Annotated in this window: 27 protein-coding genes; 13 read left to right on the forward strand and 14 right to left on the reverse strand. The window is 71.6% G+C overall.

The window, feature by feature from the left end; all coding sequences use genetic code 11:
* Positions 1 to 2: 2 nt before the first annotated feature.
* Positions 3 to 1,052 carry a zinc-binding alcohol dehydrogenase gene (locus ACN263_RS14725; RefSeq protein ID WP_422740713.1) on the reverse strand — a complete coding sequence of 350 codons (1,050 nt, stop codon included), beginning with the start codon at positions 1,050 to 1,052 and terminating at the stop codon, positions 3 to 5.
* A 153-nt stretch (positions 1,053 to 1,205) separates the two neighbouring features.
* Between ACN263_RS14725 and ACN263_RS14730 the strand changes: the two genes are divergently transcribed.
* Positions 1,206 to 2,597 (forward strand): KamA family radical SAM protein, encoded by a 1,392-nt coding sequence (locus ACN263_RS14730; RefSeq protein WP_422740373.1) that lies wholly within the window; start codon positions 1,206 to 1,208, stop codon positions 2,595 to 2,597.
* Positions 2,598 to 2,645: 48 nt separating this feature from the next.
* Here ACN263_RS14730 and ACN263_RS14735 read toward each other — a convergent pair whose 3' ends face one another.
* The 5 genes from ACN263_RS14735 to ACN263_RS14755 all read right to left on the reverse strand — a co-directional run bounded on the left by ACN263_RS14735 (position 2,646) and on the right by ACN263_RS14755 (position 6,175).
* Positions 2,646 to 3,698 carry a hypothetical protein gene (locus ACN263_RS14735; RefSeq protein WP_422740374.1) on the reverse strand — a complete coding sequence of 351 codons (1,053 nt, stop codon included), beginning with the start codon at positions 3,696 to 3,698 and terminating at the stop codon, positions 2,646 to 2,648.
* Positions 3,698 to 4,261: an RNA polymerase sigma factor gene (locus ACN263_RS14740; protein ID WP_422740375.1), complete on the reverse strand. Its 564-nt coding sequence runs from the start codon at positions 4,259 to 4,261 to the stop codon at positions 3,698 to 3,700. The genes ACN263_RS14735 and ACN263_RS14740 overlap by 1 nt, the downstream gene beginning before the upstream one ends.
* Before the next feature lie 53 nt (positions 4,262 to 4,314).
* Positions 4,315 to 4,995 carry a polysaccharide deacetylase family protein gene (locus ACN263_RS14745; protein WP_422740376.1) on the reverse strand — a complete coding sequence of 227 codons (681 nt, stop codon included), beginning with the start codon at positions 4,993 to 4,995 and terminating at the stop codon, positions 4,315 to 4,317.
* A 568-nt stretch (positions 4,996 to 5,563) separates the two neighbouring features.
* The gene (locus ACN263_RS14750) at positions 5,564 to 5,905 is read right to left on the reverse strand and encodes a YnfA family protein (RefSeq protein ID WP_422740377.1); all 342 of its coding nucleotides are present in this window, start codon (positions 5,903 to 5,905) and stop codon (positions 5,564 to 5,566) included.
* 75 nt (positions 5,906 to 5,980) lie between these two features.
* Entirely contained in the window at positions 5,981 to 6,175 is a 195-nt protein-coding gene (locus tag ACN263_RS14755; protein WP_422740378.1) for a CsbD family protein, read from the reverse strand.
* A 158-nt stretch (positions 6,176 to 6,333) separates the two neighbouring features.
* Between ACN263_RS14755 and ACN263_RS14760 the strand changes: the two genes are divergently transcribed.
* The gene (locus ACN263_RS14760; protein WP_422740379.1) at positions 6,334 to 6,945 is read left to right on the forward strand and encodes a histidine phosphatase family protein; all 612 of its coding nucleotides are present in this window, start codon (positions 6,334 to 6,336) and stop codon (positions 6,943 to 6,945) included.
* Here the strand turns inward: ACN263_RS14760 and ACN263_RS14765 are convergent.
* The 3 genes from ACN263_RS14765 to ACN263_RS14775 are packed head-to-tail and all read right to left on the reverse strand — an operon-like array spanning position 6,875 to position 9,690.
* Positions 6,875 to 7,381, reverse strand: a complete 507-nt coding sequence (locus ACN263_RS14765) for an Lrp/AsnC family transcriptional regulator (protein WP_422740381.1) — start codon at positions 7,379 to 7,381, stop codon at positions 6,875 to 6,877. The two genes, ACN263_RS14760 and ACN263_RS14765, sit on opposite strands and share 71 nt — an antisense overlap.
* Before the next feature lie 60 nt (positions 7,382 to 7,441).
* Positions 7,442 to 8,584 carry an acyl-CoA dehydrogenase family protein gene (locus ACN263_RS14770; RefSeq protein WP_422740382.1) on the reverse strand — a complete coding sequence of 381 codons (1,143 nt, stop codon included), beginning with the start codon at positions 8,582 to 8,584 and terminating at the stop codon, positions 7,442 to 7,444.
* The gene (locus ACN263_RS14775) at positions 8,581 to 9,690 is read right to left on the reverse strand and encodes a M24 family metallopeptidase (protein ID WP_422740383.1); all 1,110 of its coding nucleotides are present in this window, start codon (positions 9,688 to 9,690) and stop codon (positions 8,581 to 8,583) included. The genes ACN263_RS14770 and ACN263_RS14775 overlap by 4 nt, the downstream gene beginning before the upstream one ends.
* 204 nt (positions 9,691 to 9,894) lie before the next feature.
* Here ACN263_RS14775 and ACN263_RS14780 point away from each other — a divergent pair, with 204 nt between their 5' ends.
* A complete protein-coding gene (locus ACN263_RS14780; protein ID WP_422740384.1) occupies positions 9,895 to 11,265 on the forward strand; it encodes a glycosyl hydrolase family 18 protein in 1,371 nt (456 codons plus the stop codon).
* A 41-nt stretch (positions 11,266 to 11,306) separates the two neighbouring features.
* Here the strand turns inward: ACN263_RS14780 and ACN263_RS14785 are convergent, their stop codons facing one another.
* A complete protein-coding gene (locus ACN263_RS14785; RefSeq protein WP_422740385.1) occupies positions 11,307 to 12,194 on the reverse strand; it encodes a winged helix-turn-helix transcriptional regulator in 888 nt (295 codons plus the stop codon).
* Positions 12,195 to 12,292: 98 nt separating this feature from the next.
* Between ACN263_RS14785 and ACN263_RS14790 the strand changes: the two genes are divergently transcribed.
* The 4 genes from ACN263_RS14790 to ACN263_RS14805 all read left to right on the forward strand — a co-directional run bounded on the left by ACN263_RS14790 (position 12,293) and on the right by ACN263_RS14805 (position 15,693).
* Entirely contained in the window at positions 12,293 to 13,555 is a 1,263-nt protein-coding gene (locus tag ACN263_RS14790) for an MFS transporter (protein ID WP_422740386.1), read from the forward strand.
* A gap of 119 nt (positions 13,556 to 13,674) precedes the next feature.
* Positions 13,675 to 13,902: a hypothetical protein gene (locus ACN263_RS14795; RefSeq protein WP_422740387.1), complete on the forward strand. Its 228-nt coding sequence runs from the start codon at positions 13,675 to 13,677 to the stop codon at positions 13,900 to 13,902.
* Positions 13,903 to 13,961: 59 nt separating this feature from the next.
* On the forward strand, positions 13,962 to 14,891 hold the full coding sequence (locus ACN263_RS14800) for a 5'-3' exonuclease (protein ID WP_422740388.1): 930 nt from the start codon (positions 13,962 to 13,964) through the stop codon (positions 14,889 to 14,891).
* A 67-nt stretch (positions 14,892 to 14,958) separates the two neighbouring features.
* Complete coding sequence (locus tag ACN263_RS14805; RefSeq protein WP_422740389.1) at positions 14,959 to 15,693, forward strand: DUF1963 domain-containing protein; 735 nt, start codon at positions 14,959 to 14,961, stop codon at positions 15,691 to 15,693.
* Between the two features lie 57 nt (positions 15,694 to 15,750).
* On the opposite strand, the gene ACN263_RS14810 is transcribed toward ACN263_RS14805, so the two are convergent.
* Positions 15,751 to 16,467: an isocitrate lyase/PEP mutase family protein gene (locus ACN263_RS14810; protein ID WP_422740390.1), complete on the reverse strand. Its 717-nt coding sequence runs from the start codon at positions 16,465 to 16,467 to the stop codon at positions 15,751 to 15,753.
* Positions 16,468 to 16,658: 191 nt separating this feature from the next.
* Between ACN263_RS14810 and ACN263_RS14815 the strand changes: the two genes are divergently transcribed.
* The 3 genes from ACN263_RS14815 to ACN263_RS14825 are packed head-to-tail and all read left to right on the forward strand — an operon-like array spanning position 16,659 to position 17,909.
* Positions 16,659 to 17,117 carry an SRPBCC domain-containing protein gene (locus ACN263_RS14815; RefSeq protein ID WP_422740391.1) on the forward strand — a complete coding sequence of 153 codons (459 nt, stop codon included), beginning with the start codon at positions 16,659 to 16,661 and terminating at the stop codon, positions 17,115 to 17,117.
* Entirely contained in the window at positions 17,114 to 17,464 is a 351-nt protein-coding gene (locus ACN263_RS14820; RefSeq protein WP_422740392.1) for an ArsR/SmtB family transcription factor, read from the forward strand. Before ACN263_RS14815 ends, ACN263_RS14820 begins: the two co-directional genes overlap by 4 nt.
* 1 nt (position 17,465) lies before the next feature.
* Positions 17,466 to 17,909: an SRPBCC family protein gene (locus ACN263_RS14825; protein WP_422740393.1), complete on the forward strand. Its 444-nt coding sequence runs from the start codon at positions 17,466 to 17,468 to the stop codon at positions 17,907 to 17,909.
* 8 nt (positions 17,910 to 17,917) lie between these two features.
* On the opposite strand, the gene ACN263_RS14830 is transcribed toward ACN263_RS14825, so the two are convergent.
* The 3 genes from ACN263_RS14830 to ACN263_RS14840 all read right to left on the reverse strand — a co-directional run bounded on the left by ACN263_RS14830 (position 17,918) and on the right by ACN263_RS14840 (position 19,926).
* Positions 17,918 to 18,208 carry a GNAT family N-acetyltransferase gene (locus ACN263_RS14830; protein WP_422740394.1) on the reverse strand — a complete coding sequence of 97 codons (291 nt, stop codon included), beginning with the start codon at positions 18,206 to 18,208 and terminating at the stop codon, positions 17,918 to 17,920.
* A 95-nt stretch (positions 18,209 to 18,303) separates the two neighbouring features.
* Complete coding sequence (locus tag ACN263_RS14835) at positions 18,304 to 18,573, reverse strand: GlsB/YeaQ/YmgE family stress response membrane protein (protein ID WP_422740395.1); 270 nt, start codon at positions 18,571 to 18,573, stop codon at positions 18,304 to 18,306.
* A gap of 180 nt (positions 18,574 to 18,753) precedes the next feature.
* Positions 18,754 to 19,926 carry a lactonase family protein gene (locus ACN263_RS14840; RefSeq protein ID WP_422740396.1) on the reverse strand — a complete coding sequence of 391 codons (1,173 nt, stop codon included), beginning with the start codon at positions 19,924 to 19,926 and terminating at the stop codon, positions 18,754 to 18,756.
* A 236-nt stretch (positions 19,927 to 20,162) separates the two neighbouring features.
* On the opposite strand from ACN263_RS14840, the gene ACN263_RS14845 reads away from it, so the two are divergent.
* From ACN263_RS14845 to ACN263_RS14855, 3 genes are all read left to right on the forward strand, one after another.
* Entirely contained in the window at positions 20,163 to 20,870 is a 708-nt protein-coding gene (locus ACN263_RS14845; protein ID WP_422740397.1) for a DUF1223 domain-containing protein, read from the forward strand.
* 63 nt (positions 20,871 to 20,933) lie between these two features.
* The gene (locus ACN263_RS14850) at positions 20,934 to 21,305 is read left to right on the forward strand and encodes an MmcQ/YjbR family DNA-binding protein (RefSeq protein WP_422740398.1); all 372 of its coding nucleotides are present in this window, start codon (positions 20,934 to 20,936) and stop codon (positions 21,303 to 21,305) included.
* A gap of 173 nt (positions 21,306 to 21,478) precedes the next feature.
* Positions 21,479 to 24,394: a glycosyl hydrolase gene (locus ACN263_RS14855; RefSeq protein WP_422740399.1), complete on the forward strand. Its 2,916-nt coding sequence runs from the start codon at positions 21,479 to 21,481 to the stop codon at positions 24,392 to 24,394.
* Positions 24,395 to 24,656: the final 262 nt, after the last annotated feature.

The raw sequence follows: 24,656 nt of genomic DNA on the forward strand, positions 1-24,656 counted from the left end.
CCTCAGTCTGCCGCGATCCGCGCCGCGAAAAGCCGGCGCACCCCCGGCTCGGCGCGCAGCAACCCCAACGCCATCTCCGCGTGCCCCGGCACGTACCCGTTGCCGACCAGCATCGTCACGTCCGCCGCCAGCCCCTCCGCGCCCAACGCCGCCGCCGAGAAGCTCGTCGCCATCGAGAAGAAGATCACCGTGCCGCCGTCCGCGGTCGACAGGATCGCCCCGTGCTCACACCCCGGCACGTCCACGCACACCACCGTCACGTCCGCCGGTGCGCCCAACGCCGTGGTCACCGCCGTGGACAGGCCCACCGGATCACGCGCGTCCGCCACCGCCACCACCGACGCCAGGCCGGCCGCCGTCAGCGCGTCCCGCTCCGCCGCCACCGGAACCACCCCGACGGTACGGGCGGCGCCCGAGCGCCGCGCCGCAGCGAGGGACAACGACCCGCTCTTGCCCGCACCACCGATCACCGCCACGCGCACCGGCGTCGGATCGCCGGCACGCCGCCGGTCCTCGACGTACCGCGACACCACCCGCGCGGTCAGCGCCGGCGCCCCGCACACGTCCAGCACCGCGAGGGACAGCTGCGGATCCTCGTCCTCGGGCAGCACCGCCGCGATCGACCGGGCGAACAGGATCGCCCACCCGTCACACGGCACCTGCTCGCTGCGCCCGTCCCAGCGGGCCAACCCGTCGGTGATGACCAGCGGCGTCAGCGTCAGCGACACCAGCGTGGCGACCCGCTCACCGGCCTTGAGCCCCAGCGGGGAACGCCGACCGGCCTCCTCGACCGTGCCGATCAACATCCCACCCGAGCCGGTCACCGGGTTCTGCATCTTGCCCCGGGTGGAGATGATCTCCAGCACCTCGGCGCGCACCGCGTCACCGTTCCCGCCGTGCTTCTCCGACAACTGCCGGAAGCTCGCCGCGTCCAGGTTCAACCGCTGCACCCGGATCCGCACCTCGTTGGGCGCGATCGCGGCCGACGCGTCCAGGCGCCACGCCGCCTGCGGCAGCACCCCCGCCGGTTGCACGACGCGGTGCAGACCCACCGGTGACGTCACGCCGACCTCCCCTACCCAGCCGCTCGAAGCCCCGGCCAGGGCTCGCGTAACGGGAAAACTTACGGCAGACTAATTTCTTCGCCGGATATTTTCCAGTAGCCTTCGGGCTTCGATGACCAGCAGCACCACCGAGGAGGGGCCGTGACCCAGACCATCCCCCAACCCCGTCACGCCCCGGTCGCCACCCCGACCGCCGGGCAGCCGTACGAATACCACCGTCGCCCCCTCGTCGAACCCGACTGGACCCGCTTCCCCGGCTGGCGACACGTCACCCGCGACCAATGGGAGAGCGCCCAGTGGCAACGGGTCAACTGCGTCAAGAACATCAAGCAACTGCGCGCCGTGCTCGGCGACCTCGTCGACGACAGCTTCTACGCCGACCTCGAAGCCGACCAGCAGGCCCTGGCCACCATGTCCATGCTGGTGCCACCGCAGATGATCAACACGATGGTGCCGTTCGAGGCGATGACCACCGACGCGTTCCTCGCCGACCCCATCCGCCGCTACATGATCCCCGTCGCCTCCGACCGACGCACCGACTGGCCCTCACACCCCTACGCCAGCCGCGACAGCCTCCACGAACACGACATGTGGGTCGCCGAAGGCCTCACCCACCGCTACCCCACCAAGGTCCTCGCCGAACTGCTCTCCACCTGCCCGCAGTACTGCGGGCACTGCACCCGCATGGACCTCGTCGGCAACTCCACCCCCGCCGTCGACAAACTCAAACTCACCCTCAAGCCCGTCGACCGCTACGACGCCCACATCACGTACCTCAAGGCCCACCCCGGCGTCCGCGACGTCGTCGTCTCCGGTGGCGACGTCGCCAACGTCCCCTGGCGCAACCTCGAGTCGTACCTCATGCGACTGCTGGAACTGGAGACCGTCCGCGACATCCGGCTCGCCACCAAGGCCCTCATGGGCCTGCCCCAGCACTGGCTCCAACCCGACGTCGTCGAAGGCCTCGAACGGGTCGCCCGCACCGCCGCCCGCCGCGGCGTCAACCTCGCCATCCACACCCACGTCAACCACGCCCAGTCGCTCACCCCACTGGTCGCCAAGGCCGCCCAGACCGCCCTCGACGTCGGCGTCCGCGACGTCCGCAACCAGGGCGTCCTCATGCGCGGCGTCAACGCCACCAGCGCCGACCTGCTCGACCTCTGCTTCGCCCTGCAAGGCGAAGCCGGCATCCTGCCGTACTACTTCTACATGTGCGACATGATCCCCAACGCCGAACACTGGCGGGTCCCCGTCTGGCACGCCCAGCAACTCCAGCACGACATCATGGGCTACCTACCCGGGTACGCCACCCCACGCATCGTCTGCGACGTCCCCTTCGTCGGCAAACGCTGGGTGCACATGCTCACCGACTACGACCGCGAGCGCGGCATCTCCTACTGGACCAAGAACTACCGCACCTCCATCGAGTCCGCCGACCTCGAAGCGCTCAACAAGCGCTACGCCTACTACGACCCGATCGACACCCTGCCCGCCGACGGCCAGCAGTGGTGGACCGACCACCGCGACGACTGACCCCCCGACGGCGACACCCCCGCCGGGGTGTCGCCGTCGCCGTCGCCGTCACCGGCAGCCCAGGGCCGCCACGTACCCCGCCGGCAACGTCCCGGACACCACCGCGTCGGCGACCCCCCAGAACACCTCCGGCCAGTCACCGGCCCCATCCATGTCCCGCAGCACCCGCCACCCGTGACTGCCCGCCAACGCCTCGACGGCCCGCCGCGCCGCGTCCTGGTCCCCACCCGCCCGCGCCCGCCGCCACTGCTCCACCCACCCGCAACCCACCCGGGACGTCACCGCCACCCCGAACTGGTACGAATCGCTCACCCCGACAGTGTCGAACACGGCGACGTCGAACCCCGGCGGCAGCGGAACACCGACAAGCACCTCCGCCGCCCGCTCCCGCGCCGGCCGCACCATCTCCGCCGGAAGCATCGCCAACCACGTCCGCACATCAACCCGGACCACCGCAGCCAGCACCCGCTCCACCTCCTTGCGCGACCACACGCCGGACGTCCGCATCTCCACGTACACCCCGTCGCGCGGACGCACCATCACCGTGAAATCCCCGTTGAGACCCTGGAACAACTCAGCCGGCCCGCCATCGACCCGCACCGACAGCGCCGGCCCCTCCCCGCGCCGATCCGGATACCGCAGCACGTACGCGTCGGCCGGATACCAGGTCATCTCCACCTCCTGCCCACCCCTGCGGAACGTCACACCGCCCTGCTCCTCGCCGAACCCGGACAGGGTGGTCACCCGCCACCCCGCCCGGTCGATCAACAACCGCGGATTGCGCTCCGCACCCGCCACCACCGCCGGCGAATACACCACCCCCGCGTCCGCCGTCACGATCGGCGACACCCCGCCCCCCTCGGACCGCCCCCGCACCACCATCGACACCGACAACACGCTCACCAGCACGGCAGCCGCCGTCACCACACCCGCCACACCACGCACCCCCGACCACCGCCGCGACACCCCCGCCCGCCGACCGAACGACGACTCGGCCATGATCTCCACCAGCAGGGCCCGCTTCACCTCACCGACATCCCCCAGCACCCGACCCGGATCGGCATCCCGAACCAGCTCGTCCACACGCTCCACTGCGGTCATCAGTCCTCCTCGCGGGCAGACGCGGTCAGCACATCAAGCACATGTCCAGCAGCCCTCGGCCCGTCACCGACCAACCGCCGCACCGCCGCCCGCGCCCGCGACAACCGGGTCCGCACCGCCGCCGGACGCACCCCCAGCACGGCGGCCACCTCATGCGGCCGCAACCCCTCCCACACGGTCAGCATCAACACCTCCCGGTCCAACTCCCCGAGCGACGCCAACGCCGCCCGAACAGCCAACCGCTCCGGCACCTCACTGCCCGGATCGACCACCGACACCGCGATCTGCTGACGTAACCGCTCACCGAGCCGCTGCCGGCGAACACCGCCACGGTGATGGTTCGCCAACACCCGCCGAGCCACCCCGTACAGCCACAGTCGAGCCTCACCGACCACCGGCATGTCCCGCCGCCGACGCCACGCCACCAGGAAGGTCTCCGCGACGACATCCGCCGCGTCCTCCGGCTGCGCGACCCGCCGCAATGCGTACGCCAGCAACGCCTCGAAGTCCTCGGTGTAGGCCCGCCGGAAACGGTCCTCGTCATACTCTGCCCCGGAGCTCACACCCACTCCATGTCCGGCACGACCGCCACCGTGACAGGCACACCGCCCCCGGCTCAGCCGCCGGCCAACACCTCCGACAACGGCGCCGGCGTCAACCCACGCGCCCGCAACCCGGCCAGGATGTGCGGCAACGCCTCGTCGGTCATCGCCGCGTTCGCCTCGGTCACATGCATGATCACCACCGAGCCGGGACGGACGTGATCCAACACGGCCCGCACCAGCGGCTGCCACGCCTTCGCGAACGGATCACCGCTGACCACGTCCCCATCCACCACCGTCACGCCCAACGGCGCCAACGCGTCCAACGCCGCCGCGTCGTGGCACAACCCCGGGAAGCGGAAGTACCGGGTCTGCCGACCCCCGTACGGCGCGATCACCTCGAACGTCTTCGCCACGTCGGCGGCCAACTCGTCGACCGGCAGCCGGGGCAGGTCGTAACAGTCCGCCGTGAACGCCGCGTGCCCGAAGGTGTGGTTCGCCACCTCGAACCGCGGATTGCCGGCGATCCGCCGGGTCACCTCCGGGTACCGCTGCACCCACTTGCCGGTCAGGAAGAACGTCGCCGGCACCTGCTCCCGCTCCAGCAGGTCGAGAATCCGCAGGTTCGCGTACGAGCGCACCTTGCCACTGCGCAGATTGGCCAGCATCCCGTCCGTCATGTCCGCGTCGAACGTCAACGCGACCCGGTTGCCGGTCCGCGGCCCGTGGTCGACCACCGGCGCCCTGGTCCCCACCCTCGACGCACCGGGGAGGCTCGGCACCCCCGGTGCCGGAGTACCCGTCGTCGGCGCGGCCGTCGTCGGAACCGTGGGAGGGGAAGCCGCAGCCGTCGGGACACCTGCCGGTGCGGCGGTGCTGGTCACCGGCGCGGCCGGCGACACCGAGGGCGTGCCGGAGGCGCCGACGAACACCGGCCGCTCCGGCGGCGGCACTCGGGACGCCGCGCACCCACCAACGCCAAGAAAGGCCACCACGACCAGTACGCCGAACCAGTGCACCCGGGGTCCCACCACGCGCCGCATCATCGCAGAAGCGAGTGCGTCTCACCGCCCCGCCCACCTCGCGCCGATCTTGCACTTCCGGTCGTCGAAATAAGCTAGACACCCCTTATGTCGCCACAGAAACCGCAAGATCGACGAGCTGTCCCCCCGCAGCCGTCGATCATGGACTTGTGGTGCCTGATTGACGGTCTCCCGGGCGCTTCGTCCCCACCACGACTCCATGATCGACGGCGCGGGAGGCGGCGCGGGAGGCGGGGCCGGGGGGGCTGGGGGGTGCAGAGGGCGGGGGCGGCGAGGGGGGTTACGGGGTGGGGGTGCGGGGGGCGTACATGATTACTGCTACGCCCAGGAGGCAGAGTGCTGCGCCCAGCAGGTCCCAGCGGTCCGGGCGGAAGCCGTCGACGACCATCGCCCAGCCCAGCGAACCGGCCACGAACACCCCGCCGTACGCGGCCAGGATCCGGCCGAAGTTCGCGTCCGGTTGGAACGTCGCCACAAAGCCGTAACAGCCCAGGGCGACGACACCCGCGGCGATCCACCACAGGCCGCGCTGCTCACGCCAGCCCTGCCAGACCAGCCAGGCCCCGCCGATCTCGGCCAGGGCAGCCAGCACGAACAACACCAGCGAACGCAGCACCGTCACCCGGCGACGATAGCCGCCCCGAACGAAAGGTCCCCGAGGCGACGACGCACTCGGGGACCTTTCACACCGCTCAGGTCACTTGGTGAAGGAGTCCTTCACGTTGCGACCCGCGTCCTTCATGTTCTGACCGGCCTGCTTGGCGCGCGCGTCACTCTGCTCGCTGGCGCCCTCGCCACGCATCCGCTCGTTGTTGGTCATGTCGCCGACCCGCTCCTTCGCGGCGCCGGCCATCTGCTCGACCTTGTTCTTTGCCTTCTCGGTGAAGCTCATCGCGCCTCCTCGGTCTGGCGGTTGTCGCTGCTCGCTTGCCCGGTCTCTGGGTGCTGAAACCGGTGGTGTGCCGGCTGGCACACCACCTAAGGCATCCTAGGAAGATGGGTTGAGGGAGGGCGGCCCGGGCGATGCCGCCACGGTGGTTAACTGGCCGCATGGGAGAGCTCCTGCTGATCCGGCACGGCGAGACCACCTGGAGCGCCAGCCTGCGGCACACCTCGTACACCGATCTGGAGCTGACCCCCGACGGCGAGCGACAGGCCCGCACTCTCGCCGCGTTCCTCGCCGGCCGGCGCTTCGCCACCGTCCTGGCCAGTCCCCGATCCCGCGCGCTGCGCACCGCGCAGCTCGCCGGGCTCACCGTCGACGCCGTCGACGAGGACCTCAGCGAGTGGAACTACGGCGAGTACGAGGGCCGCACCACCATCGACATCCACGACGACGACCCGCACTGGAACATCTGGACCGACGGCTGCCCCGGCGGGGAGTCACCCGCCCAGGTGGGCGAGCGGATCGACCGGGTGCTGGCCCGCGTCACCCCGCTGCTCGACCGCGGCACCGTGGCCCTGGTCGGACACGCGCACAGCCTGCGGGTGCTCGGCGCCCGCTGGATCGGGCTGCCCCCGTCCGCCGGCGGACGACTGCGCCTGGAGACCGCCACGGTCAGCGCGCTCGGTCACGAGCACGGCCGGCAGGTCATCCTGCGGTGGAACCAGCCGGCTCCTCCGGCCCCCGGGACCGCGACCGACCAGGCGCCCCGGCACTGATCTTCGGCGGGCGGTTCTCGTACGGCGTGGACAGCACCACCGTCGTCCGGGTCGTCACGTTCGCCGACGTACGGATCTCCTGCAACACCCGCTCCAGGTCCGTCGGACTGGCCACCCGCACCAACAGCAGGTAGAAGTCCTCCCCCGCCACCGAGTAGCACGAGTCGATCTCGGGCAGGTGGGCCAGCCGCTCCGGCGCGTCGTCCGGCTGCGACGGGTCGAACGGCCGGATCGCCACGAACGCGGTCAACGGCAGGTCCAGCGCCTCGAAGGACACCCGGGCCGCGTACCCCTTGACGACGCCGCGTTGCTCCAGCCGCCGCACCCGCTGGTGCACGGCGGACACCGACAGGCCCACCCGCTCGGCCAGGTCGGTGTACGACAGACGGCCGTCGGCGGTCAGCGCGGCGACGATGGCGCGGTCGATCTCCTCCACGGCGAGCAACCTACCGGGAAATCGGCGCGACGGCGACGAGGAAGCCCGCGCTGGCGCCTCTCAGCTCTTCGCGAGTGCCCGGGAGATCACCATCCGCTGGATCTGGTTGGTGCCCTCCACGATCTGCAACACCTTCGCCTCGCGCATGTACCGCTCCACCGGGTGGTCCGCCACGTACCCGGCCCCACCGAGCACCTGCACCGCGTCGGTGGTCACCCGCATCGCCGTGTCGGTGGCGAACAGCTTCGCCTTCGCCGCCTCGATCGAGTACGGCCGCCCGGCGTCGCGCAGCCGCGCCGCCGCCAGGGTCAACGCGCGGGCGGCCGAGATCTGGGTGGCCGCGTCGGCGAGCAGGAAGCCCAGGCCCTGGAAGTCGATGATGGACCGGCCGAACTGCTGGCGCTCCCGCGCGTAGCCGACCGCGTAGTCCAGCGCCCCCTGGGCCAGCCCGACCGCGCAGGCCGCGATGCCGAGCCGGCCCGAGTCCAGGGCGGACATCGCGATGGTGAAACCCGCCCCCTCGCCGCCGACCAACCGGTCCGCGGGCACCCGCGCCCCGTCGAAGACGATCTGCGCCACCGGCGAGGAGCGCAGCCCCATGGTCCGCTCCGCCGCCTGCGGCGCGATGCCGGCGGTGCCCGCGTCGGCGACCAGGCAGGAGATGCCCTTCGGGCCGGGTCCGCCGGTGCGGCAGAAGACGTTGTAGAAGTCGGCGCTGTGCGCGTGGGTGATCCACGCCTTGGTGCCGGACAGGACGTACGCGTCGCCGTCGCGGACCGCCCGGGTGCTCAGCGCCGCCGCGTCCGAGCCACCCTGCGGCTCGGAGAGGCAGTACGCGCCGAGCAGCTCGCCGCCGAGCATGTCCGGCAGCAGCTTGCGCTGCTCGTCGGTGCCGAACGCGGCCACCGGGTAGCAGCTCAGGGTGTGCACGCTGACCGCCTCGGCGACCGCGAGCCACCGGCTGGCCAGGATCTCCAGCACCTGGAGGTACACCTCGTACGGCTGCGCCGCGCCGCCGTGCTCCTCGGCGTACGGCAGACCGAGCAGGCCGGCGCGGCCGATCGTGCGCAGCACCTCGCGGGGGAACTCGGCGCGTTCCTCGAAGCCGGCGACCTTGGGCGCCAACTCGCGGTCGGCCAGCTCGCTAGCGAGGTCCAGCAGGTCGTGGGCCTCGTCGGTGGGGAGGATCCGGTCGACAGTCATAGCGCGATGAGCTCCGTGGGGGTGGTGTTGAGCCGTTGCACGCCGTCCGTCGTGCAGACGACGATGTCCTCGATGCGGGCACCGTGCCGGCCCGCCAGGTAGATGCCCGGTTCGATGGAGAACGCCATGCCCGCCTCCAGGGGCCGGTCGTTCCCGGCCACCAGGTAGGGCTCCTCGTGACCGTCCAGGCCGATGCCGTGCCCGGTGCGGTGCACAAACGCGTCGCCGTACCCGGCGGCCGTGATGGGCGCCCGGGCCGCCGCGTCGGCCGCCGCCGCGGTGATGCCCGGCCGGACCGCCGCCACCGCCGCGCGCTGGGCGGCGTGCAGCACCGCGTAGTACTCCACGAAGTCGGCCGGCGCGGGTCCGCCCGCCAGGTAGGTGCGGGTGCAGTCCGAGCGGTAGCCCGTCGGCATGGTGCCGCCGATGTCGACCACCACCGGCTCGCCGACGCCGATCGGCCGGTCCGAGGTGCCGTGGTGCGGGCTCGCCCCGTTGGGGCCGGCGGCCACGATGACGAAGTCGACGCTGACGTGCCTGGCGGCGCGGATCGCCGCCGCGATGTCGGTGGCCACCTCGGCCTCGGTGCGCCCGGGACGCAGCCACTCGCCCATCCGCAGGTGCACCTCGTCGATCGCCGCGCCGGCCTCGGCCAGCGCCGCCACCTCGGCCGGGGACTTGCGGATTCGCAGCTCCCGCAGCACCTCACCGGCGAGGTGCTGCGCGGCGCCGGGCAGCGCCGCGCGCAGGGCGAGCACCTGCTCCGCCCACATCCGGTCGGCGAGCCCGACCGCCGCCGCCGGGCCGTCGAGGGCGGCGACGACCAGGGGGTACGGATCGGCGCCGTCGGCGTGGTCGACGATGCGCAGACCGGTGCCGACCGACGCCTCCGCGGCCGGCCGTTCGAGGCGGGGCACCACCAGCGTGGGCTCACCCTCGGCGGGCAGCACCAGGCAGGTCAGCCGCTCCCCCGCGTGGGCGTCGTAGCCGGTCAGGTAGCGCAGGTCGCAGCCGGGGGTGAGCAGCAACGCGTCCAGGCCGGCAGCGGCGGTGGCGCGCTGCGCGGCGACCAGCCGGTCCGGGGGGTACAGCTCGTCGGTTCCCACCCCGTCAGCTTAACGGTCGTTTGGGGACCACCGGCAGCCGCGTGCGTCCCGCGACGGAAATCCATCGGCGTTGATTGACTCGGACAGTTAACACTCTTTAAGATTTGGCCACCTCGAGGCCCACCCGTTCCTGCGTCCCCGCACCCCCCGCCCGCGACCACCCTGCGTGGGCGGGTGTCGTCCCCCGCCCACGGGAAGGCCCCCATGTCCTCACCACTGCGCCGCGCCCTCAGCGCCGGTCTGCTCGCCCTGGCCACCGCCGCCGCCACCGTCACCCTCGTGCCCACCGCCGCGCAGGCCGTGGTGCTGCCGAACGGTTTCAAGAGCGTCGGCTACATGCCCTCGTGGGCCGGCAACGTCAACACGATCCAGTACAACAAGCTCACCCACATCAACTACGCCTTCGTGCTGCCCAACAACGACGGCAGCCTGCGCGCCGTGGAGAACCCGAGCAAACTCTCCTCGCTGGTCTCCCAGGCGCACGCCAACAACGTCAAGGTCTCCATCGCCGTGGGCGGCTGGAACGACGGCAACGACTCGGCCTTCGAAGCCCTCGCGGCCAACTCCGGCAGCCGGACGGCGTTCGTCAACAACCTGGTCAACTTCGTCAACCAGTACAACCTCGACGGCGTCGACATGGACTGGGAGTACCCCGACCCGGGTGCCTCGGCGAACAACTACACCCAGCTCATGACCCAGCTCAGCAGTGCCATGCACAGCCGCGGCAAGCTGCTCACCGCGGCCGTCGTCTCCGAGGGGTACTACCTCGACGGCGTGCCGACCGCCGTGTTCAGCCAGGTCGACTGGCTCAACATCATGGCGTACGACGGCGGCAGCCCGCACTCGAACTACGACTGGTCGATCAACAGCATCAACCTGTGGAAGTCCCGTGGACTGCCGGCCAGCAAGGCCGTCCTCGGCATCCCGTTCTACAGCCGCCCCGGCTACTACACGTACTCGGCGCTCGTCGCCCTGGACCCGGCCAACGCCAACCGGGACTGCACCACGGCCGGCGGCGCGCAGCAGTGCTACAACGGCATCCCGACCGTCAAGCGCAAGACGCAGTGGGCCCTGGCCAACGCCGGCGGCGTGATGAACTGGGAGCTGTCGCAGGACACCACCGGCTCCACCTCGCTGGTGAGCGCCATGTACGACACCATCATGGGCGGCACCACCCCGCCGCCGTCGGGTCGTACCGGCCGGATCACCGGTCTCGGCGGCAAGTGCGTCGACGTGGCGGCCGCGAGCACCGCCAACGGCGCCGCCATCCAGCTCTACACCTGCAACGGCACCACCGCGCAGACCTGGACCGTGGCCACCGACGGCACGCTGCGCGCCCTGGGCAAGTGCGCCGACATCACCAGCGGCTCCACGGCGAACGGCGCGAAGGTGCAGCTCTACGACTGCAACGGCAGCGGCGCGCAGGTGTGGCAGGCGCAGTCCAACGGCACGCTGCGCAACCCGCAGTCCAACAAGTGCCTCGACGTCACCGACAACACCTCGGCCGACGGCACCCGCCTGCAGATCTGGGAGTGCTTCGCCGGCGCCAACCAGCGCTGGACGCTCCCGGCCTGACCCGACCCGTACGCCCCGATCCCCGGTTGACGCCGCCCGCGTCAGCCGGGGATCGTCGTGCGGTCGCGGGCCAGGGCAAGCATCTCGTCGACCGACCCGGCCGGATCGGTGACCGGGAACTGCACCGCCCGCACCACCGACGCCGGGTCGACCAACATCGTCAGTCGCTTGAACCGGGTCACCCCGCCGGCCCGGAAGGTGGGCAGCAGCAGAGCGGCGGCGAGCCGGCCGTCCTGGTCGGACAGCAACGGAAACGGCATCCCGGCGTACGCGCTGAAGTCGGCGAGTTGGTCCGGTCGTTGGGTGCTGACGCCGTACACCCGCACCCCCAGGTCACGGAATCGCGGATACCGGTCGGCGTAGGTGGTCGACTCCAGGGTGCAGCCCCGCGCGCCGGGGATGTCGCCCCAGCCGGGCGGATAGGCGTTCACGCCCGGCGCGTACGCGCCCGGAAAGAGGTAGAGGACGCACCACTCGTCCGGTGTGGACACGGGGACCGGCCGTCCGTCCGGCCCGGGCAGGACGATCTCGGGCAGTCGCCGCCCGACGAGATGCTGCACCCGTCGCGCCTCGGCGGAGGCGTCGTCGGCGGTCGCGGTCAGTTCCCCGTCACCCATCAGGTGCCTCGTCCCCCAGTCCTGTAGGGCGATCAGCACCGGCAGCAGGCCCTCGCCCCTCGCGGTGAGCAGGTAGTCGTGCCGTGGTGGGTGCGCGGAGTACGGGCGGCGTTCCAGCACACCGTGCTCCACCAGCGCGGCGAGGCGTTCGGTCAACGCCCGTCGGCTGACGCCCAGTTCGCGCTGGAGCGCGTCGAAGCGGGTCGTGCCGCCGGCGACGTCGCGCACGATCAGGAACGTCCACCAGTCCCCCAGCACACCGAGCGCCTGCGCGATGCCGCAGTCCGCGTCGGCGAGATCCTCCCGTCGCACCCGCTTCCTCCCTCCGTCCCGACCTGACTATAGTCAGTTCCAGTTTGGAACGCACTTCCGGACCGAACACATCGGCGCGACGGACGGGGGCCGACGACATGCACGTCGACGAACGGGCCGGGGTGTTCTGGCGCTGGTGGACCGCCGGCACGACCAGCCTGGTCGGGTCGGCGGTCGGCGCGGTGGCCCTGCCGCTGACCGCGCTCACCGTCCTGGACGCCTCCGCCTGGCAGATGGGTCTGATCGCCGCCGCCAGCTACGTCGCCTGGATCGTGATCGGCCTACCCGCCGGTGTCATCGTGCAGCGCCTGCCGCTGCGCGGCGCCCAGGTCGGTGCGGACGTGGCCCGAGCCCTCGCCGTCGCGTCGATCCCACTGGCCTGGTGGTGGGGGCAGCTCACCGTGACCCACCTGGTGGTCACCGCGCTCGTCGTCAGCTTCGCCAACGTGCTGTTCGACGTGGCCAACTCGACCTTCCTGCCCAGCATCGTCGAGCGCGAGCAGTTGCAGTCGCGCAACAGCCTCACCTCGGCCACCCACGCCGCGACCCTGCTCAGCGGCCCGTCCCTCGGTGGGCTCGCCGTGCAGGCGCTCGGCGCGGTGCCCACCCTGCTCGTCGACTCGGCCAGCTACCTCGTCTCGGCGGCTCTCCTGCGTACGCTGCCCGCGCGCCGCGTCGACGCGCCGGAGCACTGGCCGCCGGTCGGTGCGCTGATCCGCGAGGGCTGGCGCTACGCCGCGTACCACCCGGTCATCGGCCCGTGCATGTGGGCCGCGACGGCCATGAACTTCGTCTGCGGCGCGCAGTTCGCGCTGCACCCGCTCTACCTGGTCCGTGACCTGCACGCGCCGGCGGGCCTGGTCGGCGTCCTGCTCGCCGTCGAGGGTGTCGGCGCGCTGGTCGGCGCGGCCCTCACCACCCGGATCACCACGCGGCTCGGCAGCGCCCGCGCGCTGGTCGCCGCCGGATTCACGACGGTCGTCGGAGCCTTCCTGATCCCCGGGGGCACCGGCTGGCCCGCGTACGTCGCCTTCGCCGCCGGCAGCATCGTCTTCTCCCTCGGCACCGTCGTGCTCAGCGTGACCACCCGGACGTACCGGCAGATCGCCAGCCCACCCGAGCTCCTGTCCCGGGTGATGGCGACCGTGCGGTTCGTCTCCTGGGGCGCCATCCCGGTCGGCGGGCTGGTCGCCGGCGCGCTGGCCGGCCCTCTCGGCGCACGCGCCACCCTGTTCGTCTTCGCGGTGACCCTGATCGCCGCGCCCCTGGTGCTGCTGCTCTCCCCCGTCCGGCGCCTGCACGACCTCACCGACCACGACCGCGACGAGAGCCGGCGTCCGGTCGTCACCACTGCTCGGTGAGCGGCAGTCTGCGCCCTCCCCGGGCCGGCCCGCACGGTGGTTTTCCGGGTGGGACCGGGGCGGGGGTCATAGCCTGGGATCGGGACGCCCGCAGGGGTGCCCACACCGGGAGGGCCGACGTGACCTCGAACGACGCGAACCGGGCGGCGACCCGCCGTCGTCGGCAACTGTGGGCCGGGGTCCTCGCCCTCGTCGGCCTGGTCCTGCTCGTGATCGGCCTGACCGTGGCCGACGGCGTCGCCGCCTGGGTCGAGGTGGTGGTCGCCATCCTGCTGCTGGTGACCAGCTACCTCGTACAGCACCTCGCCCGCCGGGACACCGTCTACCGGCACGACGAGCGGCGCTGACGCCGCCGCGCGGCCGGGCGTACCGCTGATCGTCGGAGGGCTGTGCCAGGCTGTCGGGCGTGGCACACCGATCCCCGATCCTGCTGATCGACGCACCCAGCCTCTACTTCCGGGCCTATTTCGGCATCCCGGAGTCCGCCGCCCGCACCGCCGACGGCACGCCCGTCAACGCGGTACGCGGCTTCCTCGACATGCTCGCCACGCTCATCCGTGGTCGGGGCGCCGACCGGATGGTGTGCGCGCTGGACTACGACTGGCGGCCGGCGTGGCGGGTCGAGCTGCTGCCGTCGTACAAGGCGCACCGGGTGGCCCCGCAGGGCGGCGAGGTCGTCCCCGACACACTCTCCCCGCAGGTGCCGATGATCCTCGAGGTCCTCGACGCGGTCGGCATCACCGCCGTGGGCGCGAAGGGCTACGAGGCCGACGACGTGCTCGGCACGCTGTCGGTGACCCAGCCGGGCCCGGTCGAGGTGGTCTCCGGCGACCGCGACCTGTTCCAGCTCGTCGACGACACCCGGGGCGTACGCCTGCTCTACGTCGGGCGCGGCGTGGCCAAGCTCGACGACTGCGACGACGCGGCGGTCCGCGCCCGCTACGGCGTGTCGGCGGACCGGTACGCCGACTTCGCCGCCCTGCGCGGCGACCCCAGCGACGGGCTGCCCGGGGTGCCGGGCGTCGGCGAGAAGACCGCCGCGCGGCTGATCGAGCGGTACGGCAGCATCGACGGCATCCTGGCCGCCCTGGACGACTCCGACTCGTCCTTCGCCCCGGGCCTGCGCACCAAGCTGGCGGGCGCCCGCGACTACCTGGCCGTCGCGCCGACGGTGGTCCGGGTGGCCCTGGACGTGTCCCTGCCGGAGCTGCCCACCGCGCTGCCGACGGCCCCGGCGGACCCGGAGCGGCTGCTCGACCTGGCCGACCGGTGGAACCTGGCCGGCTCGGCCCGCCGGCTCGTGGACGCCCTGGCCGCCCGCGTCGACGCCGCCTGAGGACCCGCGCTGAGCCGCACGGTCGCGGCCCGCTGCCTGTCGGATCTTTCCGGCACAATGCCCGCCCATGGACGTACGACAGGAGTTCCGGCGCGCAGCCCGGGAGCAGAACGTGCCGGTGAACGAGATCGAGCGCTGGGTGCGGCTGGCCCGACCACAGACGGAGCTGGTGCTCAAGGGCGACGGCCTGCCCGAGGTTGGTCGGTTCGGTGGTCTCGCGGCGTTGCCCGAGGGCCAGGAATGGCCGCCCGGGCAGTGTCTCGTGTTGACGCTCGACCTCGCGGCGATCCCCTCGCACGGGCACGACCTCGACCTGCCGACCGACGGGTTGCTGCTGTTCTTCGTCGAGCCGACCTTCACGCCCACCGCCTGCCGGGTCGTCCATGTGCCGGCCGGCACCGAAGTGACCGAGCGCCCGGACCCCGGGGTGCCGGTCTTCGGCCCGGTTCCGCTGCACGCCCGTGCCGGCTGGAGCCTTCCGGACAACGAGCGCGAGGCGCCGTTCGACCTTCGCCTGGACGACGAGGTCGAGGAGGCGATCGGGGAGGTGATGTGGTACCTCGACGGTAACGGCTACGAGTTCTCCCTCGGCGGTTACGGCGCCGCCAGCACCGGCGGCGCGGACAACCCCATCCTCGACGCCACCGAGCACACCGTGCTGGCCACCGTCTGGCTGGACGAGGGACAGGTGGGTGACGCGTTCGGGGAGACGTCGATCGTCGTCAACTTCATGATCACGCATGTGGACCTGGCCGAGCGCGCCTTCGACCGGAGCTGGCTGATGACCGACTTCAACGGCTGACCCGGCCCGGACTCCGGCGACAGGTGTGGCGGCGCGGGGTGTGGGAGCACCGCCGCGCTACGCCCGCAGGTTCGCCGCCAGGTCGCCGATCGCGCCCATCGCGTACCGCTGCAGGCCCGGCCCGAACGTGATCCGGGTGGCGCCGTGGCGGGCCAGCTCGGCCACCGAATCCCGGTTCGGCGCGGCGGCCATGTTGATCGGGCCGGTGATGCCCGCGCGCAGCACCGGAAGCACCTCGGTGGGGGCCCGCAGCGGGTACACGCAGTCGGCCCCCGCCGCCACGTAGAGCTTCGCGCGGGCGATCGCGTCGGCCGGATCGCCCGTGCCGAACAGGAACGTGTCGACGCGCGCGTTGATGACGAGTGCGTCACCGGCCGCCGCGCGCACCTCGGCCAGCCAGTCGGCGTGCCGCTGCGGGTCCTTGAGCGTGGCGTGCCCCTCGGAGTCCTCCAGGTTGCAGCCGACGGCGCCGGCTTCCAGCAGCCGCTCAACCAACTCGGCGGGGGCCAGCCCGTACCCGTCCTCGACGTCGGCGGACACCGGCACGGACACGGCCCGGACGATCCGCGCCACCGCGGCGAACATCTCGGCGGGCGGAGTCGAGCCGTCCTCGTAGCCGAGCGAGGCCGCCACGCCGGCGCTGGGCGTGGCGAGCGCGTCGAATCCGGCGTCGGCGAAGACCCGGGCGCTGCCCGCGTCCCAGGCGTTCGGCAGGACGAGCGGGTCGCCGGCGGGCCGGTCGTGGTGCAGGGCGCGAAGCGCGGAGGCAGTCATCGTTCAGGTCTCCCAGGGGACGTGGCGGGACGACGGTGCGGGCCGGACAGGCAACCCAACCTGGACCGTACCGTCATCGCCCGCCGCGTGCCCGCCGCCGAACCGCCACGCCAACATGCAACGAAAGGTTGCACGTTGCCGCCGGGCCGTTGTACCTTTACGCAACCAAAGGTTGCGAGAGGATGGTACGCATGGAGTACGGAGTGATCGAACGCGACATCGACGTCGACGCCTCACCCGAGGTGGTCTTCGAGGTCATCAGCCAGCCCGAGCACGTACGCGAGTGGTGGCCCGACGACGCCCGCTTCGAGCCGGTGCCGGGCGCTCCCGGCGAGCTGGTGTGGCGCGACGCCGAGACCGGCGCGACGACGACCGTCGACCTGGCCGTGGTCGACGTGGACCCGCCGAAGCGGTTCTCCTTCCGGTGGTGCTTCACCGAGCCGGACCGGACCGGCCAGTCACTGCTGGTCACCTTCGACCTCGTGCCGACCGCGACGGGGACCCGGGTCCGCATGACGGAGACCGGCTTCCGCGAGATGGGCTGGGAGGTCGCCGTGCTGGAGAAGCAGTACCAGGACCACGTCGGCGGATGGAACCACTACGTCCCGGCCCTCGGCGCGTACGTCACCCGGCTGGTCGCCGCGTCATGACCACCATGGTCGACGACGCCCTCTGGTCGGCGATCGGGGATCCCATCCGGCGCAGCATGATCGACCTGCTGCTCAGCGGCGGGCCCGGCACCGCCACGTCACTGAGCGAGCGGCTTCCCGTCACCCGCCAGGCCGTCTCGAAGCACCTGGCCGTCCTGGACCGGGTGGGCCTGATCTCCTCCGCGCCCGCCGGTCGGGAGCGGCACTACCGGGTCGACGAGGCGCAGCTGGCCCGCGCGGTCGCCCAGCTCACCGCCGTCGGCGCGACCTGGGACGCCCGACTCCGCCGGATCAAGCGGATCGCCGAGACGATCGAACGTCACCGCACCGACAACCAGGGAGAATGAGATGGTCGACATCCTGCACCGGGTCGGCGTGGTCGCCCCGCTCGACGACGTCTACCGCGCGGTGGCCACCCCGGAGGGACTCGCCGGCTGGTGGACGACCGACACGGTCGGCACCGGCGAGGTCGGCGGGAAGCTGACCTTCCGGTTCGGTGACGTCGGTGGCTTCGACATGCGGGTCCTCGAGCTGGACCCCCGCGGCCACGTCCGCTGGCGGGTCACCGAGGGGCCCGAGGCATGGGTCGGCACCGAGGTCGACTGGCACCTCGACCAGCGGGGCGACCACACGATCGTCCTGTTCGCCCACGAGGGCTGGCGTGAGCCGGTCGAGTTCATGCACCACTGCAGCACCAAGTGGGCGACGTTCCTGATGAGTCTGAAGGAGCTGGTGGAGACCGGGCGCGGCAGGCCCGCGCCGGACGACGTCCCGATCAGCGACTGGCACTGAGCCGGGCGTCACTTCACCTTGCGGGTGGACCGTACGACGATGTCCTCGTACTCGGGGTGCTTGACCAGCCACTCGGCGAGGAACGGGCAGATCGGCACCACGCTGCGGCCCTTGGCGCGCGCGTCGTCCATGACGGCGCGCGCCAGGGTCGAGCCGACGCCCCGGCCCTCGTACGCCGGAGCGACCTCGGTGTGGGTGTAGGCGATGATGGCGCCGGTCAGCTGGTAGGTGACGATCCCGGCGACCGCGCCCGCCTCGTCGCGCGCCTCGAACCGCTCCCGCGCGGGCACGTCTGTCACGGTGAAGTCCACCGGATCATCCAAGCACAGCGCCCGTGGCGACCGGTCGTCGCCACGGGCGCGCGGGGGCCTGCGGGCCCCGAGGGAGCGGGACGTCAGGGGCGCCGCCGGCCCAGCACGGCGGCGGTGCCGGCCACCCCGATGGCGGCGAACACGACCTGCAGGAGCAGCTCGATCCAGTCGATGCCGGCGGTGTCGTCGACGCCGAGGCCACCGGCGACGAGCGTGCCGAGGATCGCGGCGAGCACGCCGATCGCGAGGGTGAGCACGATCGAGATGTTCTGCTTGCCGGGAACCACGAGGCGACCGAGGGCGCCGATGATCAGGCCGATGATGATCGCGGTGAAGAAGCCCTGGATTTCCACGGGGGCCGTCCCTTCCGAATGTGTTGTCGTCAGCGACGTCTGGTTGCCCCATGCCCGGCCCCGCCGAAACCGGCGATCGGCCGCCGGACTGATTTGTCACACAGTTGTCATGTTCGGGGCGGGAGGAGACACGTCGCCGGTCCGGGCCGCAAGCGACCGGGACCGGCGACGTGTCGATCGTCAGGAGGCGGCGATGCCCTCCATGCCGATGCCGTCGGTGAACTTCGGCAGGCCCTCGACGGTGGTGACGAGGCGAAGAGAACCGTCGTCGTTCACCTCGTAGCCCTGCACGTTGCCGGCGGCGGCGTTCTGGACGTACAGGAAACCGTCGCTGGTGGTCATGTCGATCGCCCCTCCGCCGGTGTCGGCGGCAACGGCGTGGACGAGTTCGAGCTTGCCGTCGTCGTCGACCCGGTAGGCGCTGATCGTGGAGCTGCCGGCGTTCGCGACGTAGAAGTAGTCGCCGACCCGCTGGATCCAGCAGGGCGCCTGCTGGCCGTTCGGCACCGAGGGCCCGACCTGGTCGAGGGCGCCGTCCTCGTCGAGGTCGAACCGGCTGACCTCGTTGCTGCCCGACTCGGTGACCAGTACCGAGTCCTCGGTGTCGAAGGTGAAGCCGAACGGCGCGGAGCCGGCGTCACTGATGACCGGGTGGCGGGACAGTTCGCCGTGGCGACCGATCTCGTAGCTGAACATGACGTTGGCCGCCTTCGTCGACACCAGCACGAATTCGCGTTCCGGATCGATCTTGACCTGCGCCGGGGCGGTCATGAACGCGGGCGGGTTGCCGTTGTGCAGGCCGAGGGAGCGGTTGGCGCCGTGGATCGGCGACAGACGCCCCTTGTCCAGCTCGAAGCCCTGCACCGAGCCTTCGCCGCCGGCGTTGAGCACGTAGACGAGGTTGTCGCGAACCGTGACGCTGACCGGGAGCAGACCTCCGGACCAGATCACCTGCCGCTTGTGCAGCCGGGTGCCGTCGACGTCGAAGACGGTGACGGTGTTGCTGCCGGCGTTCACCGCGAACAGCAGCCCACGGTGGTAGATCAACGAACCCTGCGACGCCAGCGCGTCGACCGGCGGGCCGATCGTGAAGCCGCCGAGGCCGCCGGTCTCGTACTCCCCCGCCTTGCTGAGCTGGCCGTCCTCGTCGCGCTCGTACACCTTGATGGTGTTGCCCTCGGCCTTGTTGGTCTGGACGAAGACCGCGCCCTCGCTACCCCGGTGGTGCCCGTGTCCGGCGCGGTCATCGTGGCCACCCGCCGGCCCGCCATCCGCGAAGGCGGCGCCGGGAAGTGTTCCGGCGCTGGTCAGACCCACCAGGAGGGCCGCCGCTAGCGCTACGCTGCGCTTCATCACTGATCTCCTTAGCCGCAACTCATGACGAATGAGAGTTTTTCTCTCATTCGAAAGCTATCGGAGGAAGATCCCGCTTAGCGGCTGGTTACCCGTAAGTGGCACCGTCACGCGTAACGGCGGATTTGTGCTACTGAGGGCGCGCAGGGGGCTGAACGGCCTCGCTGACCAGGCGTCGTCGGCGCGGGAACGGGAACCGCAGTTAGGCCAGCGGCCCGCACGGGAGGAGACACGCCATGACGAACCTCGCACCGGGGGCGACCGGCGGCGGTGTCGCCGTCGTCGAATTGTTCACCTCCCAGGGCTGCAACAGCTGCCCGCCCGCCGAGGAGCTGCTCACCGAGATCGAACGGGACGCCCGCACGCGCGGGGAGCCCGTGTTCGCCCTCGGTTTCCACGTCGACTACTGGGACGACCTGGGCTGGCCCGACCAGTTCGCGGACGCGGCACACACCGCGCGGCAGGAGGCGTACGCCCGCGCCTTCGGCTCCGGGCGTCTCTACACCCCGCAGATGATCGTCAACGGCACCACCGAGTTCGTCGGCTCCGACCGTGGCCGGGCGGCCAGCGCCATCGCGTCCGCGCTGAGGTCGGCCGTCGCCGCGCCGCTCACGCTGTCGGTCCCGCAGGTCGGTGGCGGCGGTGCGCCGCTCGTCCTGGACTACCGGGTCGAGCGGCCGCCGCAGGACGCGGTGGTGAACGTGGCGATCGTGCAGCGCGGCCTGCACAGCGCGATCGCCCGGGGCGAGAACGCCGGCCGGACGCTGCGGCAGGACAACGTGGTACGCGCCTTCGCGTCGACACCCCTGGCCGGCGAGCGGGGCCGGGTGGAGTTGGCCGTGCCGTCGGACCTGGACCCGGACCAGGCCGCGGTGATTGGTTACGTCCAGCGCGAGACCGACCGGGTCGTCGCGGGCGCCGCGGCCGTCGACCTGTCCGGCTGAGTTGTGTCGGTCCCGGTGCGTAGTCTCTGCGCATGCGAATGGCGCGCGACGTGCGGGGGCTCGGTGGCTGACGCCGACGACGTCCGCCGCCTGGCCCTGGCCCTGCCCCACACGGTCGAGATCGACAGCGAGGGCTTCGACTTCCGGGTGGCCGACAAGGGTTTCGTCTGGTCCTATCCGGAGCGCGTCCCGGGCCGGCCACGGGTGATCCGACTCGACATCGCGGTGCTGTTCGTCGGGGACGAGGCCGAGAAGCAGGCCCTGCTGCTCGGCGAGCCCGAGCTCTTCTTCACCACGCCCGGGTACGACGGACTGCCGCTGGTGTTGCTGCGTCTGGCGGCGGTCGACGTCGACCGACTCACCGAGCTGGTGACCGACGCGTGGCGGATGCGCGCGCCGGAGGCGCTGCACGCCGAGCTGGACGGGGTCGGCTAGTCCCCGACGAGTTGGCGACATCCGCACGCAACCGGACGGACACATTGACGGGAATCTCGACGGTCGATTACCGTGCCGACTGAGAGAGCGCTCTCTCGATCGACGTTTTCCACAATTCAGACGCAAGGCGTCGGGGCGGCACCGTCCGCGCCCGGACGCGCGATGGAGGCACCATGAAACCTCCCGTCCCCCACCGCCGATGGACGCTGGCCGCCGCCACCGTCCTGGCCCTGGTCGTCGGTGGCCTCACGATCCCCGTCACCCGCGCCGCCGAAGCCGCCGGAGTCGGCGCCGGCAGCTACACCACCACCCCGGTCGGCGCGCTTCCCACCGGCTGCGGGCAGATGACCAGCAACCCCCGGCAGTTCGCCACCGCCAACGCGCCCTCGGGCGCGGTGCCCACCAACGACTGGTGGTCCTCGCTGCTGTGGAAGCGCACCGACTGCTCCTTCAGCGAGCCGCTGCACGCCCACCCCACCTCGTACGACACGTTCACCGACGGTCTCGGCTTCTCGGCCAACTCCACGCCCGCCATCAGCGGCACCGCGACCGGCGTCGGGGAGTACCACTACCCGTACGTGCAGGACATCCGCGTCGGCGTGGCCGGGCTCGCCGCGTCCCAGGTCAAGGTGGACGGCTGGTCCGACTGGACGGTCAGCCCGTACTGGAGCGACGGGGCCCGCACCCTGCGCGCCACCATCGGCCACGGCCTGCCGTTCGCCTACTTCCAGGCCAGCGGCGGCGACGCGGTGATCGGCACGTCCGGCACCCCCGACGTGTGGTCGAACAGCGGGACCACCATCGGCTTCCGGGTCAACGGCCACGACTACGCGGCGTACGCCCCGAGCGGCGCGAGCTGGACCGTCAGCGGTGGGCGCATCTCCTCCACCCTGGCCGGTCGCGGCTACTTCTCGGTGGCCCTGCTGCCCCCGACGGGCAGCGCCGGCGAACGCGCCGACCTGGCCACCACCTACGGCCGGTACGCGCACGCCCACGTCACCGGCACCCGGGTCTCCTACTCGTACGACCCGGCGACCAACGGCCTGAGCACGACGTACGCCTTCACCACCACCGCCCGCGAGGGCAGCGCCACGCAGACCGTGGTCAGCCTCTACCCGCACCAGTGGAAGTCGCTGTCCGGCTCGACCCCGATCACGCCGACCTACCCGTCGGCGCGGGGCCGGATGAAGGTCCTCACCGGGATCAGCCAGTTCCGTACCGCCATGACGTTCCAGGGTGTCCTGCCGGAGTTGCCCGCCGTCGGCGACGGCAGCGGATCGGACCTGTCCACCCTGACCGGTCACCTCGCCGCCGCCCGGGGCAACCCGATGGACCAGCGCGGCACCGACACGTACTGGACCGGCAAGGGGCTCGGCCGGGCCGCCCGGATTGCCGAGATCGCCGACCTGGTCAACGACACCGCCACCCGCGACAGCGCCCTGACCGCGATCCGCACCACGCTCACCGACTGGTTCACCGCCTCCACCGGCAAGACCAGCAAGCTGTTCTACTACGACGCCAACTGGGGCACCCTGATCGGCTACCCGGCGTCGTACGGCTCGGACCAGGAACTCAACGACCACCACTTCCACTACGGCTACTTCATCGCCGCCGCCGCGACCCTCGCCAAGTTCGACCCTTCGTGGGCCGCCGGCAGCCGCTACGGCGGGATGGTGGACCTGCTGATCCGCGACGCCAACAACTACCGCCGCGACGACACCCGCTTCCCGTACCTGCGTGACTTCGACATCTACGCGGGGCACGACTGGGCGTCCGGGCACGGCTCGTTCGGCTCCGGCAACAACCAGGAGTCCTCCTCGGAGGGGATGAACTTCGCCAACGCCCTGATCCAGTGGGGTCAGGTCACCGGCGACACCGCCGTCCGGGACGCCGGCATCTTCCTCTACACCACGCAGGCCGCCGCGATCCAGGAGTACTGGTTCGACGTCAGCGACCAGAACTTCCCCGCCGCCTTCGGGCACTCCACGGTCGGCATGGTCTGGGGCGACGGTGGGGCGTACGCCACCTGGTTCAGCGCCGACCCCGAGATGATCCAGGGCATCAACCTGCTGCCGGTCACCGGCGGCCACCTCTACCTCGGCGCCAACCCGGCGTACGTGCGCACCAACTACGCCGAGTTGGTGCGCAACAACGGCGGGCCGCCGACGGTGTGGCAGGACATCCTGTGGCAGTTCCAGGCGCTCGGCGACCCCGACGCGGCCCTGGCCAACCTGCGCGCCAACCCGGGCTACACGCCGGAGGAGGGCGAGAGCCGGGCACACACCTTCCACTGGATCCGTAACCTCGCGGCGCTGGGCACCGTCGACACGACGGTCAGCGCCAACCACCCGCTGAGCGCGGTGTTCTCCCGCAACGGCGCGCGCACCTACGTGGCGTCGAACCCGACCGCGAACCCGATCACCGTGACGTTCTCCAACGGCACGCGGCTCACGGTGGGGGCCGGAAAGACGGCCACCACCGGTGCGTACACCTGGAGCGGCGGCAACGCCTCCGGTGGCGTACCGCCGACCAGCGCGCCGCCCACGACCGCGCCACCGACGACGGCACCGCCCACGACAACGCCGCCCACGACGGCTCCGCCCACCACGCCGCCGCCCGGCTCGGGCTCGCCGACGCGGTACCTGCTCGCCGGTGGCGGGCTGGGCAACGCCGGTAGCGCGACCACCACCACGGTCGCGGCCGCCAACGGCAACCACGACGGTACGCCGACGAACGCCCAGGTCTTCACGGCGACCGGCCTGAACCTCACCTACTCCGGGGCGCAGACCGCGTTCGACCTGTTCCTGGACGCCGGCACGGCCGTCGGCAACGGCGTGCAGGTGCGGGTCTCCTACGACCTGACCGGCAACGGCAGTTGGGACCGGACGGAGACCTGGCGCTACTTCGCCACCGACCCGGTCCCCGGCTACGAGCACTACACCCAGAACGCCGGCCTGGCGTCGGCCACCGGGACGTTGGGCACGTTGAGCAACGGCACGGTCCGGGTGGAGGTCTGGTCGGCCATCGGCAACAACCCGACCACCCTGGGCATCGGCAACCAGTCGGTGCTCCGCCTCCCGTACTCCTGATCCGCGCCTCCGCGCCCGCCGCCGGCCGTGCCCCGGCCGACGGCGGGCGCGGGGCGTCACCCCGCGGCCCGCGCGATCGTTCCCGGACAGGGTGGGCGGGATCCGCGCTTTCCGGGTGGACAGCGGGTGCCGCTTGCGCGGAAACGACGGACCGGCAAACACCCGGCTGCAAGATGCAGGCGGCCAGGGCCGATTCGATTCTGCATTCCACAATTGACCGTGCCAATAAATAGATAGGCACCAATCTTGACTTGCGCATCGG

Origin of the sequence: Micromonospora sp. WMMD729 (genome assembly GCF_049315225.1) — a bacterium.
Classification (GTDB): domain Bacteria; phylum Actinomycetota; class Actinomycetes; order Mycobacteriales; family Micromonosporaceae; genus Micromonospora.